The sequence below is a fragment of the Flammeovirga sp. OC4 genome, assembly GCF_000812565.1.
Classification (GTDB): Bacteria; Bacteroidota; Bacteroidia; order Cytophagales; family Flammeovirgaceae; genus Flammeovirga.
This window is the reverse complement of record NZ_JTAM01000051.1, coordinates 1-18,121: the sequence shown is the minus strand read 5'-3', so window position 1 is coordinate 18,121 and position 18,121 is coordinate 1. Positions and strand designations below refer to the sequence as shown.

At 35.2% G+C, this 18,121-nt stretch carries 11 protein-coding genes; 7 read left to right on the top strand and 4 right to left on the bottom strand.

Annotated elements, in window-relative coordinates; genetic code table 11:
- The first annotated feature begins 109 nt into the window (after positions 1-109).
- The 7 genes from PL77_RS21170 to PL77_RS21140 all read left to right on the top strand — a co-directional run bounded on the left by PL77_RS21170 (position 110) and on the right by PL77_RS21140 (position 15,124).
- Positions 110-9,778 carry a T9SS type A sorting domain-containing protein gene (locus tag PL77_RS21170; RefSeq protein ID WP_044209969.1) on the top strand — a complete coding sequence of 3,223 codons (9,669 nt, stop codon included), beginning with the start codon at positions 110-112 and terminating at the stop codon, positions 9,776-9,778.
- Between the two features lie 580 nt (positions 9,779-10,358).
- A complete protein-coding gene (locus tag PL77_RS21165; protein WP_044209967.1) occupies positions 10,359-11,531 on the top strand; it encodes an SAM-dependent methyltransferase in 1,173 nt (390 codons plus the stop codon).
- 105 nt (positions 11,532-11,636) lie between these two features.
- Positions 11,637-12,896: a GTPase HflX gene (hflX, locus tag PL77_RS21160; RefSeq protein WP_044209965.1), complete on the top strand. Its 1,260-nt coding sequence runs from the start codon at positions 11,637-11,639 to the stop codon at positions 12,894-12,896.
- A 66-nt stretch (positions 12,897-12,962) separates the two neighbouring features.
- Positions 12,963-13,397, top strand: coding sequence for a DUF4440 domain-containing protein (locus tag PL77_RS21155; protein ID WP_044209964.1), 435 nt, complete (start codon positions 12,963-12,965; stop codon positions 13,395-13,397).
- A 62-nt stretch (positions 13,398-13,459) separates the two neighbouring features.
- Positions 13,460-14,191: a bacillithiol biosynthesis deacetylase BshB1 gene (bshB1, locus tag PL77_RS21150; RefSeq protein ID WP_044209953.1), complete on the top strand. Its 732-nt coding sequence runs from the start codon at positions 13,460-13,462 to the stop codon at positions 14,189-14,191.
- A 158-nt stretch (positions 14,192-14,349) separates the two neighbouring features.
- On the top strand, positions 14,350-14,703 hold the full coding sequence (locus PL77_RS21145; RefSeq protein WP_044209950.1) for a hypothetical protein: 354 nt from the start codon (positions 14,350-14,352) through the stop codon (positions 14,701-14,703).
- A 178-nt stretch (positions 14,704-14,881) separates the two neighbouring features.
- Positions 14,882-15,124: a hypothetical protein gene (locus PL77_RS21140; RefSeq protein ID WP_156152468.1), complete on the top strand. Its 243-nt coding sequence runs from the start codon at positions 14,882-14,884 to the stop codon at positions 15,122-15,124.
- Positions 15,125-15,254: 130 nt separating this feature from the next.
- On the opposite strand, the gene PL77_RS21135 is transcribed toward PL77_RS21140, so the two are convergent.
- The 4 genes from PL77_RS21135 to PL77_RS21120 all read right to left on the bottom strand — a co-directional run bounded on the left by PL77_RS21135 (position 15,255) and on the right by PL77_RS21120 (position 17,875).
- Positions 15,255-15,716: a hypothetical protein gene (locus tag PL77_RS21135; protein WP_156152467.1), complete on the bottom strand. Its 462-nt coding sequence runs from the start codon at positions 15,714-15,716 to the stop codon at positions 15,255-15,257.
- Between the two features lie 235 nt (positions 15,717-15,951).
- Positions 15,952-16,455, bottom strand: a complete 504-nt coding sequence (locus PL77_RS21130) for a hypothetical protein (protein ID WP_044209945.1) — start codon at positions 16,453-16,455, stop codon at positions 15,952-15,954.
- Positions 16,456-16,591: 136 nt separating this feature from the next.
- The gene (locus tag PL77_RS21125) at positions 16,592-17,122 is read right to left on the bottom strand and encodes a hypothetical protein (RefSeq protein WP_052444612.1); all 531 of its coding nucleotides are present in this window, start codon (positions 17,120-17,122) and stop codon (positions 16,592-16,594) included.
- A 222-nt stretch (positions 17,123-17,344) separates the two neighbouring features.
- Entirely contained in the window at positions 17,345-17,875 is a 531-nt protein-coding gene (locus PL77_RS21120) for a hypothetical protein (RefSeq protein ID WP_044209942.1), read from the bottom strand.
- Positions 17,876-18,121 lie beyond the last annotated feature (246 nt).

Here is an 18,121-nt window from a genome sequence, read left to right as displayed (position 1 = left end):
AAAAATTATGGTGAATTTTTCTTATTAACTGACTTTTGAATATTACTGTGAACAATAATTTTTAAGTAAGCTTTGCGATTCGATTAGCACTACAAACAGAATTTATATTATGAATAGGCTATTTTTTCTTTTTATTCTGACTTTATGTATCGGAATAGGGAGACACAACATCTATGGACAAGACGTACCCGTAGATGACTTACTACATCATTCCTTTCGTCTAAGTGCCGGTGATCATAACTCCGGTGATAACTCTTGGAATGGTTTTCATGTAGATACGGATAGAAATACAACTTCTGTCAAATTTTCTTATGCTGCTGCTGCTGACTTTCAAAGTCATATTAAACAAGCACCAACATTAAAGGAGAATGGTTTCAATAGTAAACCAACTATTTTTTTTGATGGTGAATCTGCTTTAAAAGCTGCTGATGGTACTAGCATTGAAGCAAAAACAGCGTTCATTATCTACAAAGTAGAGGGCACACCTACGGACCAATTAATGAACTTGATTTGTGATGAATTTTCTGGTGTGTATTTGGAAGGAAGGGTAAATAATAATCACCCTAACTTCAGGTTTGCCGGTAATACTGTAAGTGGAAAAAGAAATGTATCCGCTTCCTACAGTATTAACTTCAATAGAACTTTCTCAGGTCCATTTGTTCAAAGTACTTCTTCAGACCCTGCTTCTTTTAATGATCAAGGTGCAGATGATTTTAAAATTGTAGAGGTATCGTTCCATGCTGACAAGAATAATAACGAAATCACATCAGGCGGATTGACATTAGAAAATGGTATTTATGTGGGCACGTTACATAAGGACCATGCATCTACTGAGCACGTTTTTAAAGGTGAAATCGCCGAAATCTTAATTTATGACGATGTTATTGATGCTAACGAGAGAGCATTGGTTCGTGATTATTATGAATCGGAATATTTGAATATTACAAAGTGGTATACTTTTAAACACAACATTCCTAAAGGTTGGGATGATGATTATATTTGGACAAAAGACCCTGATGGTTTATCGATCATTCCTAATGATAAAGACAATAGACCTGTAGCAGGTGACGAAATACATATTTTAAATGGTCAATACATTACTACTTCTTCTACGCTTCCTACATTAACGAAAGTTGTTGTTGAGAAAGGCGGTACTTTAGATTTTAAAAGCGACCTAAACACATTCGGTGAACTGACAGGACAAGGAACAGTGAGAATTTCTTCTGACAATATTCCAGCAACTGACGGTTTGACGGATAGTGGCTTCTTTACAAAAGACGGCGGTACATTAGAGATTTATGGTTCTTCAGATATTACAATTCCTAATAATATAGAGTTCAATAATCTTTCTGTTCGATTAGATGATACATCTAAGAAAGTGTATATCCAAAACCTGAAGCTAAATGGCAACATTGAAATAGCGAGTGGTAATATTGAATTTGATGCTAGTGGTGATGAGTTAGCTATTGAAGGTGATATTCTTATTGGCAAAAATGGTGGTTGGACGTATGACGGTCACTCAGAAGATGATGGAGCATACTTCAAAGTGAGAAACAAAATTCTTACAAAAGGAAATTTCACCAATTTTGGTGTTGTTAATGCTCCGGATTTGTCGCTTAAAGCTGTAAATACGAATACAGAGCAAACATTTCGTATTGCTGAAGATGCGACATTGGCACAAATTAGAGTTGAAAAAGCTTATAAAGAAAATACATTATATGTTTATGCAGAAAATGACAAAACATTAAGTTTAAAAGCTTCAAGTGACTATGGTGGGCCTCAAAATGAAGAGTTAGATGTTGAAGATGATTATGCATTCTCATTATATCAAGGAACATTACGTTTAGGAAGAAACATCACTTATGATTTAAAAACAGGATCAGGTAACAGAAATATCAATAGGAATTCTAGATTATGGATTTCTGGAGCCGATATCTCAATGGGTGGACCTACTCAAAGTGTAACTGCATTGGTAATTTATGGCGATGTATTAGTAACGGAAGGAACACTAGATTTATATAATGACGGTACAGGTCCATCTTCAGGATTTACATTAAGAACAGATGGTACATTACAGGTAGACGGTGGGGAAGTTTTTACAAAAATGTTAAGAACTTCTACTTACGGTGGAGCACATAAAGGTGCGTTTATCCAACATGCGGGTGATATCACATTTAAAGGAAATGGTGATAATCATAGTATGTTCTCATTACCATGGCCTGACAATACATTCATTATGAGTGGGGGTCGTTTAATGATTGAAGATACTGATGGAAAATCGGATAAAGGTTTATTTATTGGTGTGACTTCTTCTAACTACAACGTGACTGGAGGTACTGTAATTATCAAAACTGATGAAGGTTTTGGTTTGACAAGTACTGCACCTTTTTACAACTTAGAGTTATTAGAACTTAATCCGGCAACGGGAAACAGAGCTACCGTTACTTCAAGAGGAAATACTTGGGCAGTAGCTGGTGATGACGATGTTGTAGTACCAGTTCAGGATTTGCGAGTTTTAAACAACTTTACAGTAGAGGCTCTATACAAAGGAGGAGATAAAGACATTTATGTTGGAAAAAGTTTGATTATCAAAAAGCATGAAGCATTAGGTCATGATAGAGATAATTTTACTTACAACAGACTGATTTTTAATGGCCATGAAAATGGTGAGTTATTTATTGATTATCAATACCCTTATGTAGAGGAAGGTGGTAAATATTATGTAGCTGATAGAACGGATACTAGATCAGGTACTGTGACAAATACGAAAAAAGCGTGTTCAGGAGATGATTGTCCTAATGGTTTTGTTGAAATGGTCTCTAAAAACATTGGAGGACAAGATTACTTAGTGGAACCCGCTACAAGTTCAACGGGTATATCAGAAGTGAACAACTTTATCGTCCACCATTTTATCATTGACAAAGAAAGAGACAACGCAAAAATTACTGTAAAGGCACACCCATCTTATTGGGCTGCGAATGATGCTGATATTGATATGTCAGTAAGAGATATTTTTAGAGATCATCAAAACAATTCTAACCTTTTAGATATCTATGGAGATTTACAAGTACTAAATGGGGTTTTAGATCATAAGGATTATTCTGTTAGACCTTTAAGAGGAGACATTATAAACTACGGTACAATTGGTGTTTATGAGCCTGGTGTTACGGCTTCGAATGCATTATTAAAGTTAAGACCAGCCAATAAGGGTGTAATTTTAACAAAGCCAGGTGCACGTTTTGGTAACGTAAAAATGTTCATGGAACATACAGGCATCGAGTTTACATCTAATGTTCATATGGACCGTTTGGTGTACTACGATGGGTACATTGATATCGGTCATTACGAATTGGAAATTGATCAATTAGGTTATACAGCATTCCATTATGTAACAAGAGATTCAAATAATGGTAATGCAGTGACAGATCCTGGTTTTGGTGATGCTCCACGTTTCGAGGAGTTTACTAAAAAAGTAAAGAATGGGGCTACTTTTGATGATGAAGACGTTATTTCATTTATTATGACTGACGGTAAATCATCATCAGGTGGTTTGAAGCTGAAAGTAGATGATGGTACTTGGTCACAATATTATAAGTATGATGGAGAGAATAATACATTATTATTCCCATTGGCTATAAAATACTCAGATACCGATTTTGAATATACACCTGCAAGGTTAACTATTGAAGATGTTTCTAGCATTGATGGTTATATCAGTGTGAGACCTGTTAGTACAGCATTACAAACTGCTGATAATGATGGTGGAGACTTAGCAAAAGTAAACTGGAGAGTTGAACGTTCAGGATTTGATGAATCTTCTTTGGCTAACTTACCTAAAGTAAAGTGGGCTTTCCAAGTAGACAATGATGCAGACACTGAAAATAAATTCAGCCCTGATGGTAATCGATTTACACTAGGTGCTGGTAATGTGGTAACTGGATATGTTGGAGGTAAAGTATTGAGTGGTGATGAAAAACTGATCGAACTTTATGGAAATGCAGGGATCACTTACCCTTCTTCATCTTACCAAAGAGAGTTTGTGGCAGACGGTAGTGTAGTAGGTGAAACAACGCTAGCTTTACATGAGAAATACCTGAATAATGGTACTATTGGTAACGTAGGTTATGAAAGACATAGATCAGGATTAAGTACTACACCTGTTCATTATACTCAAGATAAAATCTTAATCACTTTTGACAGAGTTTGGGATGAGAGTGGAGTTGGTGCAGAAGGTTTCTTCGCTTTAGAAAATGCGAATTATACTTTTGGTGCTCAAAACACATTTGAAGGTGAGCCAATGGCTTATTATTACTGTAAAGGTTGTAGAGATGGAGTGAGTACTAATAACAATTGGACGAATGAAGACAGTTGGTATGTAGAAGTGGGTGGTGCATTGATACCAATTACTGATGATTTAGCAAAATATCATATTCCAGGAGAAGGTGATGTAGCTATTATCGGTTCACCAAAAACTGGATTTAATAGAGATAATGTCAAAAAAGAATTCAAAGGTATTACTATTCCTAATGATTATGATCTTACAATTGCTGAGATCAGATTTGAACAACAGTTTAAATCTAGAGAAGGTAAAAGTATTAAAATTAGTGAGAGAGCATCGTTCAAGCCAGGTTTAATTACTGGTACAGCCGAATTAAATATTGATCTGTTTGCTACTTATGATGGAGATGGAAATGTAATTTCTCTTGAAAAACCTGTTATTGAAGGAGATTTCAACGGATGGGCTGTCAATGATAGTAGTGTTTTCAAATTAAGAATACCAACAGGTGAAAATATCGAACTTCCGAGTTACCCTTCTATACAAATCTATCCGAGATATGAATTATGGAATAGAGATACCGAGACAAATGAAGATGGTACACTGAAAAATGCACAGGTTTATCTTTCTAGTGATTTGAAAGCAAAAACACTAGATATCTTTAAGGAGGTAGCTCTATATATTAGAGGTGATAAAGCAGAAGGAGATATTGCCGTTGAGGGAGAAATCTACTTGAAAAATGGTGGAGACCTCTACTTTACAGATGGAGCTTATAACCATACTATAGAAGGTGAATCTTTAAGATTAGATAATAATATTAAGAAAAATGATGATGGATCAATTAGGTTTGAAAATAAGCCGTTCGTTTACGTAGACCGATATTCTGCTTCAACAGTAGGTGCACATCATACTTTATCCTTGAAAAAAGGAATTAGTTCTCAAAATAGAATCGGAGATTTTGATCTTTTTGGTCATGATGGAGTAGGTATTGAATCAATTGATATCAATAAAGTGCCTAGAGTGTCACTAGTTTTCAATGGAGATACTGATGGTACTATAGATTTGAAAAAAGATGATGATAAATTAAAACTATTCGATTTAAAAGTTGAAAAAGATAATTCATCAAACTTTGTTAAAGTGAAAAATGAACTTTCTTTTGCAAGACCTGCTGATGGAACTACTGAAGAAAAGCCAATTCAACTTGTGAAGGGTGGTTTAGAGTTTAATTCATCTAATATTGATATTGATCTTAATTCAGGTGGAGGTAATTTTGCGATCCCTGTAGGAACAACATTAAGGGTTACTAACAATGCTATTGTAAGAGTAACATCGTCAATTGGAGGTATTGAATTAGACGGTACAATCCATGTTAATGGAGGTTCATTATTAATGGCTGATGCTGGTAAGGAAAATTATATTGAATATGGTTCAAGTGGTTTCTCAACGATCTTTTTAGAGGATGGCACGATCAAAGTAGGTTCACAAGTAAGAAGAAAGTTGACAACAACGACAGGTGAATTAAACTACGAACAAACAGGTGGTGCTTTTGAAGTGGGTTCACAAGGTATACCATCCGCTTTAAACCAAGAAAGAGGTGTTTTTGAGATTTATGACGAAGGGTCAATTAAATTGAACTTTGACCACAATATTGGAAAAGGTAGATCTTTCATCGTGAAAACTGGTGCAATGATCAACCCTACAATTCCTTATGTGAACATAACACCTCTAGCTTCTGAGTTTAGTGAAGATGCTAAAATTGTCTTTGAATTGGCAGATGGCTTTACCAATGCTTCGACCTTAAGGTCAGATGATGGTGTAAATTTACCTACACTACTTCTTAATTCTGGAGAGGTGAAATTAATGCCTTTATCATCTGATAAGTACTATCAAATAGCAGGGAAGTTACAGATTGTATCAGGTGCAACTTTCAATCAAAATGGATTTAATGTTGAGTTTAAGGGAGGAATCAGAAATGATGGTCAATATGTAGCGAATGGTGGTAAAGTCAAATTTAGTAGTGGAGGGAATCAATCTATTGATAAATACGATAATAATAACTCCTCTTCATTCCAGATGAATGATGTAGAAATTTCAGGGACAGGAACAATATTGGACATAGATGAAACCTTTTTTGATTTGGGATCAGATAGGGTAAACGGTTTAAATATTGAAGGAGACCTTACTATTATTGATAATGCTGCCGTTAACTTGAGTAAAAATCATCCTATATATTTAAAAGGTGATTTTATTGGTGAGGGTTCAATTACGAGTAATAATAAAAGCGGGGCTCTTATATTAGATGGAAGTCAATCGCAAAACATAAGAAGTAATAACATCAATATTTCTTATTTGAAGATCAATAACAATTCAGGTGTTTCAACAGAAATCATAGGAGATAGTTTCTATGCAATTACGATTGATAAGGCATTAACACTTGAACTAGGTCTTTTAAAATTGAGAGATAATCACATGTTATTGACAGAAAATGCATCGATTCTTGGTTCCGATGGAAAAGGTAAAGTTTCAAGCTTCTCAGATCAAAGTATGATTTTATTATCAGGTAAGAGAAGAAGTGGAGGTGTTACAAAGATCTTTGCAGCAAGCCAATCAAACAAATCATTTATCTATCCATTAGGAGTTGAAGATACGGAGACAGCGATTTATAAGTATACACCTGCGTTTGCAAAATATACAACAGGTGCAACTTCTTATGGCGTCAATGTAAACATTTTAGATAAGATGTTTTCTCCTGCAATCGCTGACGGAAAAACCAATGCAGATGCTCGTATTTTAGATTATACATGGTTCTTAACATCTTATGATAGAAATGGTACTGAAGTTCAAGTGAGCGATGACTTTTCTGTTAATTTTGATTTATATTATAATGACTTAGATATTGTAAATGACGGTGATGGAACTGCGGAAGCATCTTACGTTGAAGCGGTGAATTATGATAAAACAGGGATCTGGAAAGTATTATCTGCTGATGGTTCAGATATAGATACTGATAAGAATATTTTTAAAACGTCATTTACAAAAGCATCTTTAGATGCTTTCAATAATGGTTATGTGGCAGGGGTATATATGATTGGAGTTTCGGATGACTTCAAAAAGTATACTATTCCGTACAAAACAGCTTCATCAGTAGACTTCTCAACAGAACAAAACTGGAACAGTGCTATTTGGGTAAAAGCGGCTGGTATAGAGCAATCACATGACTTATTGGATGCTGATTCGAAGAAAATTGGAGAATATACCATTTTTGAAATCAAGCTTTCAGGTGCCGATACAGTTTGGACTACTGATTTGGTGAATGCTCCAGAGTTTACAAACGTATTGATTGATAAAGATGCAAAAGTAATTTTGACGACTCCTCTTGAAGAAAACATTCTTGACTTAAGAGGTGAGTTGATCTTCGATGTGACAATTCCTGGTACAAAGTTCAATGTTGTAAAAGGTTCAGGTAGATTTGTTCGTAGATCAAATATGACGATTCCAGATAACTGGAGACAATTCTATACTGTGGATGCAGGAACTTTAGTAATGGATTTTTCTGCTCCAAATGCTGGGGGTATCCCTTACGAACTTCCTGATGACTTTAAAACGGGAGAGTACGCAAATGTGAAAGGTTTGGAATTAATGAACTCCACTTATACTGCCGGTGATCCAATTATTACTTATCAATTCAATGATGAGTTGTTACTACTAGGTAAAGATGGTTTGAAAGTAGGACAAGGTGTGAAGTTTGAGTTAGAGTCAGACTTGAGGACAACAGATGGAGGTGATGTTGAGGTTGAAAATGCGGGAGCTTTAGAGTTACCTTCAGGAGCGAATATTACAATTGATGGTGATTTTATGATCCGAAAAGATGCGGACCTAACAGCCATCAACTCTTCGATTACATTGGGCGGAGACCTTACGATCGAAAAAGTAGATAGAGATGGAGATGGTAAACCATCTGATGGTTTGAATTATGATCTAAGAGACTTTACTCTTGAACTAAATGGTACTTCAACTCAAACAGTTTATGCTAAGTTTGGTGCTTACCCAGGAGAGTATCTTCCAATCTTGAAAGTCAATAATACACATGATTTCAATAGATTCAATACTCCTTCTGTAGTACTAACAGATACCATTCACGTAGGAGACGCATTACAATTGATCAGTGGTACAGTCAATTCTACGGATGAAGGATTCCTGTTCTACGATGATTTTAATAATAACTTACAATCTAATGGATCTGGTGAAAGTTATGTATTAGGTAGATCGCATTACATGGTGAAATCTGTTGACGGAAAAGTACAAGGAGGTATGATTTTCCCTGTTGGTTCTTTACAAGGTGGTTTTAGACCAATTGGTATTGGTAATTTGACAGCCAAAGGAGCATTACCAAAACAAAAAGCACCACAACAGCAATCTTCTTCTAATGCAAGAACAACAAGTAATGCTAGAGTGGCTAGCAGTGGTGATGTGATCATTTGGTCAGTGGAGTATGCACATGATAAAATTGACTTATCGAAGAACAACTATCCAGATGATATTACTAATGTAGAAGAGGGACAATGGCACTTAGTACCATTAGTACCTGTAGGTGGTCCATCAACAGTATCCACAGAATTAAACTACATTTCTCATGAAAAAGAGAATGTAAACAGATTCTTGTTATACTCAGATGCAGAGTTAGCAGCAGGGTCAGAAACATGGTCTTATGTTGGTGGAGATTCTTCAAAAGCACTTGTAGGTGGTAGTAAGTTTAGCGAATCGTTATTGGACGAAGAGCGTTACTTCTCGTCAACTTCAGGTGATCCAATTGTCTTTAATACTAGAACAGGGCATAGTAAAGATAAAAAGACAGGTACTCGATTAAACACGAATAACGCAAGAGTGCTTTCGTCAGACATTACTGTAGAGCCAATGATTTCAGTAGGTTTTACAGAGCAAGACTTGCCGGTAGAATTAATTTACTTTGATGCTGAAATAAAAGAAGATGAGGTCGAATTAAGTTGGGCAACGGCAACGGAGATCAACAATGAAGGTTTTATCATTGAGAAATCAAGAGATAATAGAAACTGGGAATCGATTGACTTTGTGGAAGGAGAAGGTACAAGTAATGTCACAATTAATTATACATACACTGATACTGACCTTTATTCAGGCAGGGCTTATTACAGATTGAGACAAATTGATTTCGATGGTAAATACGAATACTTCGGGCCAGTTACTGTCTTAATAGACTCTGATAATAGTTCAAGAGATATTATCTTATCTCCGAACCCGTCAAGCGGTCAAAATACTACTTTATCATTGATAGATATTGATACAAAATCGATTGGAGTATTTATCTATGACAACAATGGTAGAACAGTAAATCAATTCAAGTACGAAACAGTTTCCAACTATGATGCAATAGAGTTACAAACGAATGAACTAGGTACAGGTATTTACCTAGTGAAGGTTGTAGCGGGAAAAGACGTATTTGTGAAAAAATTAGTCGTAAGATAGTTCAATCAATCTAATCCGATAGAAGAAAGGTCATGCTGTAAAGTATGGCCTTTTTTTATTTGAGCTTTAGCGAGCGAGATTAAACCATTAAGGTGAGAGGGATGGAATTTAGCTTTTGTGTTAAGACAAAAATAAAGGAGAAGGAAGCTTTTATGTCCTACTTTCAAGTTTCCTTCTTCTTCATTTTTCCATTGATGAAAAACGAAGCAAAAAATCTAGGCTTAGAAGTCAAAAGCTAAATTTCATCCCTCTCGCCTAAATGATTTTAAACTCGCTGCGCTCAAACAAGAAAATCATTTTTAACGGCTCAATTCATGAAATTCTTAACGCTTTTCCCTTCAATGCCGGGGGGAGTACTACCAAACTAAAATGATAGGAAGCTCAATGGCGCGAATGTTAAGCGTCAGCGTCATTCGTGTCCTTCAGATTATCAGAAATCTCCTGATTTCTAAACAATATAAATAACGAAAACTTAGTTTACAGTGTATTAAATCACTTATTAAGAGCTATTGTTCAAATTCACAAGTGATTAGAAATAGAATTCATTACTTTTGTGGGTTGAATTTAAAAAAGGAGGAATATGAGTCTTATCAATGTAGATAAATTTGAACAACACTTAAGGGATAGTTTAAAAAATGATACCCTTGTAAAAATCACATTGTCTAATAAGAGAAAAAAAGAAGCAGATCTAAAGTCTATCAATGGAAAGTTAGCACAACTGAAAAAAGGATTACATCTTTCATGTATCTATAGGTATCCTACAAATGATATTACGAAAAATATTCCTTTTGATGAGATCGTAGAAAAGGTAATGAAATACTTGGAAGAAGATTTCTTCAATGCAGATTTATATACCACTGAAAACGATTTTCATTTATTGATCTCTCCACAGCAGTCGGCAAAGTTAAGAGTGAAAGCAGCTTCTATGAAAGCAAAGCCACAATTACAGCATGATAAGCAAAAAAGAAGATTGATTGATGCGAAAGACAATGTGTACCTTCAGGAACTAGGTGTTACCACCAAGGAATTTAAGGTGAAAAACAGCATGCAAGACAAATACCGTCAACTCAATAAGTATGTTGAGATTATTGAAGGTATTTTGAAGAATGTAGATCTTTCTGGCAATTATAATGTTGTAGATATGGGGGCAGGGAAAGGCTACCTTACGTTTGCATTATATGATTACCTTAAAAATGTTGTAAAGCAGTCTCCAGAAGTAATTGGAGTAGAAATGCGACCTGAGTTGGTGAAAAAATGCAATGGCATTGCTGAGAAATCAAATTTTGATCACTTGAAATTCAAACAAGGTACGATCAAGGATATTGACCTTCCAGCCATCGACTTATTGATTGCATTGCATGCATGTGATACGGCAACTGACGATGCAATTTATAGAGGGATCACGGCGAAGTCGAAAGTGATTATTTGTGCACCATGTTGTCACAAACAGGTACGTAAGCAATTAGAACCACAAGATAGTTTAGGTAAGATCACACAGTTTGGTATTTTGAAAGAAAGACAAGCAGAACTTCTTACTGACGGTATTCGTGCTTTGATCATGGAAGCTTACGGTTATAAAACGAAAGTGTTTGAATTCATTGCCACTGAACATACTGCCAAAAATGTATTGGTAGTGGGAGTTCAAGATGAAATCAGAGATACACCAAATCCTGAGGTAGTGGAACAGATCAATGAAATCAAGAGAATTCATGGTATTTCTACACATCATTTGGAAACACTTTTAGGAATGTAAACAGGTTGAACTTAGGTTGATACAGATAAAAGTATTAAATTTGTTCAAACAAAACTTGAAATCCCATATTCTGGGATGAATGAAAAGTTATAAATTAAAGAATACTTGAAAAAAGAATTTCATCATATACGAGATAATAAGGCACCACAAGCCGTTTTGGTAGGTTTAGCCTTAAAAGATCAAAAAGTAGAAAAAGCTCAGGAATACTTAGACGAGTTGGCGTTTTTGGCTTCAACCTTAGGGATTGAAACTAAAAAAATGTTCATCCAGCGTTTAGAGCATCCTGATAAAAAATATTTTGTTGGTAAAGGTAAGTTGGAAGAGATCATGACCTATGTGAAAGCAGAAGGAATTGATACGATCATTTTTGATGATGACTTATCTTCGGCCCACTCTAGAAACTTGGATAGAGAAGTAGAAGACGTAATGATCATTGACCGTTCGTTATTGATTCTTCAGATTTTTGCCATGAGAGCAAAATCTTCTCAAGCCAAAACACAGGTAGAGTTGGCACAATACCAATACATGTTGCCAAGACTGACCAACCTTTGGACGCACCACTCTAGACAAAGAGGTGGTGTAGGTATGAAAGGTCCTGGTGAAACGGAACTGGAAACAGATAAGCGTATCATTCGTGACAAAATTAGTTTGTTACGTAAGAAGCTGAAGAAAATTGCAGTGCAATCAGATCTTCGTCGTAAAGGAAGAGACAAAGAGGTACGTGTAGCATTGGTAGGGTATACCAACGTGGGTAAGTCAACGATCATGCGATTGTTGAGTAAAGCAGATGTTTTTGCTGAAAACAAACTTTTTGCCACTGTAGACTCGACGGTAAGAAAGATTACAATGAACAATGTTCCTTTCTTAATGACAGATACCGTAGGTTTTATACGTAAACTCCCTACAACACTTATTGAGAGTTTTAAATCTACTTTGGATGAGATTGTAGAGGCAGATGTTTTGATTCATGTGGTAGACGTTTCTCATGAGTCTTTTGAAGAGCATGTTACAGTAGTCAATAACACTTTAAAAGATATCAAAGCTACGGATAAACCAACGCTATTGGTGTTTAATAAGGTTGATAGTTTTGTGGAGAAGGAATATCCTCCATTTGAAGATCATCCACCGGCAACGATTGAAGAGTGGAAAGACAGTTATTTAGCCAAAGAGAATAATTCAGTTTTTGTTTCAGCCTTGAAGAATGAAGGAGTGGAGGAGCTGAAGCGAAAAATCTTTGAATTAGTTTCTGATAAATTCTACAAAATCTATCCTAACCATCATTCTTTTGCTTATAATCAACTATGGTTAAAACATGGTGAAGATTGGGCAGAAGCACTAGATAATGGTGGAGATTTAGACGAATAAAAAATACTGACTGAGATTATTGAACCATCAATAATCTCAGTTTTTTTCAAGCAAACACTTTTTGACATGATAAAATATATTTACCTCTTCCTATTTTCACTATTGATAGGTTGCCAAACGACTACATCTAACCCTGAAGAAGAAATCAATCAAATCCATCACGTTTTAAAGACGCAAGAAAAGGCTTGGAACGAAGGTCATTTAGATCAATTTATGATTGGATACTGGGAGTCTGAAAAGCTAATGTTTATTGGTAAAAGTGGCTTGACTTACGGTTGGCTACAAACACTGGATAATTATAAAAAAGGTTACCCTGATGTGAAAGCAATGGGGAAGTTGACATTTACATTAATTGAAACTGAACTTTTAGCAGAGAATGTGGCATTGGTTGTAGGGAAGTGGCATTTGTCAAGAGAAAGTAACGACCTGGAAGGCCATTTTTCTTTAGTTTGGAAAAAAATAGACAATAAATGGGTGATCATCGCAGATCATTCCAGTTAAGATATAAAAATATTACCCCACCTAAACACTTTGATTTTTAGAGGTGTTGAAATCAAGAAATAATGAAATTAGATATATTAGTCATCTGTGCTCATCCTGACGATGCAGAGTTAAGCTGTTCGGGAACATTAGTGAAAGCGATCAACGAAGGGAAGAAAGTTGGTATCGTTGACCTGACAAAAGGAGAAATGGGAACAAGAGGTACGCCTGAACTGAGAATGGAAGAAGCTGAAAAGGCCTCTGAAATTATGGGTTTGGCCGTGAGAGATAATCTTGGTTTTGCTGACTTTTTCTTTAAAAACGATGCAGAACACCAAAAAGAAGTATCACGAATCATTAGAAAGTACCAGCCTGATCTAATTATTACGAATGCTCCAGAAGATAGACACCCAGACCACGGTAAAGGTGCGGCATTGGTTGTCGACGCTTGTTTTATGAGTGGTTTAAGAAAAGTAGAGACTTTTGAAGATGGAAAACTTCAAGAACCTTGGAGACCAACTAATGTATTTCATATGATTCAGTCTAATTTTTTAATGCCGGATTTTGTAGTAGACGTTACAAATGAATGGGACACAAAAGTAGAGGCAATTAAGGCTTTTGGATCACAGTTTTTTGTAGGTGAAGGAGCTGATGCAGCCCCTGGGGAGCCTCAGACATTTATTTCTACACCGCAGTTTATGCAATTTCTAGAGGCAAGAGCAAGAGAATATGGACAGAGAGTAGGAGCACAGTTTGCTGAAGGATTTATTAAATCAGCCCCTATAAAGGTCAACAGTCTCTTGGATTTGATTTAGAGTCATTAGATTAAATGATTTAAGTTATTTGAATTGTTTATCGATATGATAATCAAACAATTAATGTAAATAAATTTGAATCATTTTGATAAAATGATGTAATTTAGCTCAAAAATTGTAATTTTGTACCGAGAGATAATGCACCTAGTTCTAATTATATGCAACGTCTAGAATCTTCTTTAAACAAAATGTTCAACCAAAAGGTTTTAGCAAACCTTTGTCCTTACCACCGTCAGCGTATTTCTACTTCTTTGGAAAGCACAAAGTTAGAGATTCGTTCGCTGTTCATGACTTTTGTCGATGGAGAGTTGGATCGCTTCAAAAAACAAATTGGAGAGGATTCACTTGAAATTACAAGAACAGTAGCTGAGGGGTATGTAAACAATATTGTCGATTTACTGGAAACGAGAATGGCTAGTGATGGAGATCATTTTACATCAGAAGAGCTTATCAACGGAGCGCTAAGCGTTTTTAATACGGAGGGATGTCCAGTATTTCATACAAAGAAATAATTACATATTTAATATATGCCTAAAATAACCATCAATGTGAAAGCATTGATGGTTATTTTTTTGTCACTATTTTTCCGCTATAGCTCTTATTTAAAACATTTTCGTTAAAAATAATACCAATGTTTTTTATTTTGACATTTATTTGTTTATGTTTGTAGCATACAAAGACAAAAGAAACATGAAAACTGTTGTAAGAGGTATATTAAGTAATGTTCATGAAAATGGTAAAAATGCTTTTGCCGTGTTAAACACGTTTGATGGACAGCAATTAGAATTGATTTTAAAGCCTATTGGTTTAAAGATTTTAAAAGGATATGCTGATAGAGCATTTACAGTGAGGGTGAAAGGTTGGATGCAGGAAGAAGCTTATCAAACAGGTTTTCATGTCACAAACTTAACTGGCTACTTGAAAGCGAGTTAATCATAGAGAGATCAGTAATTTAAAAATAAAGATGATTAGTACGTTCTTAGGGGATAAGAATTTACACCATAGAAAAAGCGGCTCATATTGTGAGACCGCTTTTCTCGTATTTTGAATAAAGTATTTTTTCTTAGAGTTGGAAGGTAACACCGATTTGTGCACCTGAACCAATAATGGCTTGTAAACCAAAGGTATCGCTAATGTGGAATTTACCACCAATACCAATTCCCCACCATAAACCATTTGGAGCATTGATATTAAATCCAATATCACCATTAGCAAAAACATCCCATTTTGGATGAGAGATATTAAGCACACGATCAGCGTACCAACGGAACCTAGCGCCAATGGCAAAAGAGGAACCTTTATAGTCATTGTTGTCCCAACTTTGGAAAGCTGCAGAAGCACCTACTGTAAAATCTTGTCCTAATTGAGCAATTTCATAATCAGCTTGTACACCGAAGTTATAAGAGCTAAATCCTGAGATCAACCCAACGTTTAAAACCTTGGGCCCTTTATAATCTTGGGCAGACGCAAAATTTGTGATACCGATAAGGGCAATTGTAAAAAGAAAAAGATATAGTTTTTTCATATTTAAGGTAATGAGTTTTTTAGTGTTTTTGATAGAGTAAAACAACGATTTGCATACGTTATTTATTCTCTGAAGTACGTAACTTTTTTATTATGCTAAAGCTAAATATTTACTTTCTATGCGTAAATAAATCAGGTTATTTTCTTATTTATATGCTTTTTTTTCTTGATAAAAAACAAAAAGAGTAGCCCAAATGATTGAACTACTCTCTTTGTATCATTAAAAAATGATACTATTATAATTGGAAAGAGACTCCTAATTGTGCACCAGAACCAATGATGGCTTGAATACTAATTTGATCATTGATGTGATATTTACCACCAATACCAATTCCTAAGTAAAGTGGGTTGTAAGATTTTGCAGTAGCATTTCCTACATCACCTTTTCCAGATGAGCTATTGATTCTAAATCCAACATCACCATTTGCAAAAACGTCCCATTTGTTGTCCGTGATGTTTAATACACGATCAGCATACCATCTAAAACGGGCACCTACTCCAAACGAGCTGTAAGAGAAGTTAGAATCAGACCAACCTTGGTAGTAGGCAGAAGCACCTACTGTGAAATCTTGACCTAATTGAGCGATTTCATAATCACCTTGGATTCCGAAAGAACCATGGAAAACGCCTGAAATAATACCAACATTTAGAGTGTTTGGACCTTTAAAGTCCTGAGCGAAAGCTGTGCTTGATAAAGTAACTAGAATTAGAGTTACTAGTAAGTGAAGTGATTTCTTCATTTGTGTGTTTAGAATAAAAAAATGAGTTAATGTACTGTAAAAGTAATTAACATTTACTGTTTTTAGTTCGTTAAGATAAGTCAATTATACTTTTAAAGTACCTAACATATTGTTACTATCTGTTATTAAAGCAAAATTAGAGCCTAAAGGTAACGCCAAAGTTTCCTCCGCTGTATTGAGTGCCTCCGCCAAACTGAAGGTTTAATCCAAATTTGTCAGTGATGAACCATCTCCCTCCAATTTGAGCTCCTATTCTGACGTGAGACCAATTGTCAATTGGGTAATCCTTCCTATCATTATAATTGTAGAGTCCCACATTTAATCCCGCATAGAAATCAAAGTTATTAGGAATGTTTAAAATTCTATTGAAATGATAATTACCATTAAATGATAAATTCCATGCACGATATCCATGATGACGGTGCTTGAAGCTATGAATGCCAAAATTACCCCCAATAGAGATGTCAGGGTGTACTCCGTTATAATCGAGTCCAAAGTAAAATGGAATTCCTTTTGTATTAACACCCACACCTGTATTAATGTAAAAATCAGAACCGTTTGAGTAATTACTTGATGTGTTTTTTTTCTTTGAATTTTGAGCAGTACTATCTAATGAAAATAGAACAGTAATTAGCAGTACAATTGAAAAAATAATTTGTTTGGTCATTGTCGCATTATTTTTTTGATTGATATTGTTGAAATCGGGCAAAGATATAATTTAGTGGATAGAGAAAGGAGTGAATTAGAAACATTATGTAGAATGCTTGTTAATTTAAAGGTTATTTAAGACGGATTTTGGACTTATAATCTTATTGTAGTGAGTGTTTTTAAACTAAAAAAGGTACCCTTTGAGTAGAGTACCTTAATGACTGACCTTTCGGTAGGTGCTTTATAAGCCAAATGTAACACCGATTTGTGCTCCAGTGCCTATGATCGCTTGAATTCCAATTTTTTCACTGATATGGTATTTTGTTCCTATTCCAATTCCCCAATAGATAGGTGAGATATTATTTCCACCATCATGTTCACCGTAATAATTAGAATTAGTGATTCCAAAGCCTACGTCACCACTGGCAAATACATCCCATTTGTTAGAAGTGATCCCCAGCACTCTGTCTGCATACCATCTAAATCGTACGCCCATTCCAAAAGTATTGTGTTTGGAATGTCCAGTGTCCCATCCATAATAAGAAAGTGCCGCAGCTAACGTGAAATCTTGTCCTAGTTGTAGGAATTCATAATCTGCATTGATTCCTCCTGCACCATGATGGAAGCCCATACCGAGTCCAACATTTAATGATCCTACTCCTTGGTAAGATCCACCGTTTCCAGAAGATTTTTGAGTTTTGTCTTGGGCAAATCCAAAAGTAGAAAGGGTAAAGAATAATACAGTAACAACGATTTTGTTGATGTTTTTCATAACAAATTAATAAAGTAATATTAGGTTTTTAATTACTGTATATCAATACGGTGTATTTTGTTTTAAGTTAAACAATTTAAATCATTTTATAGTTAATAAGTATTTACGAGATGTGTTATAGCATTACTGAGCGGTAAAATGGTTTTGATAAGGGTAGTACATTGTAAACTAAATTATCGTCAACTTTTAATAGACCTTTCTGCAAGCATTTATATGATTTACTTTCAAACTTCCTTCTTCTTCATT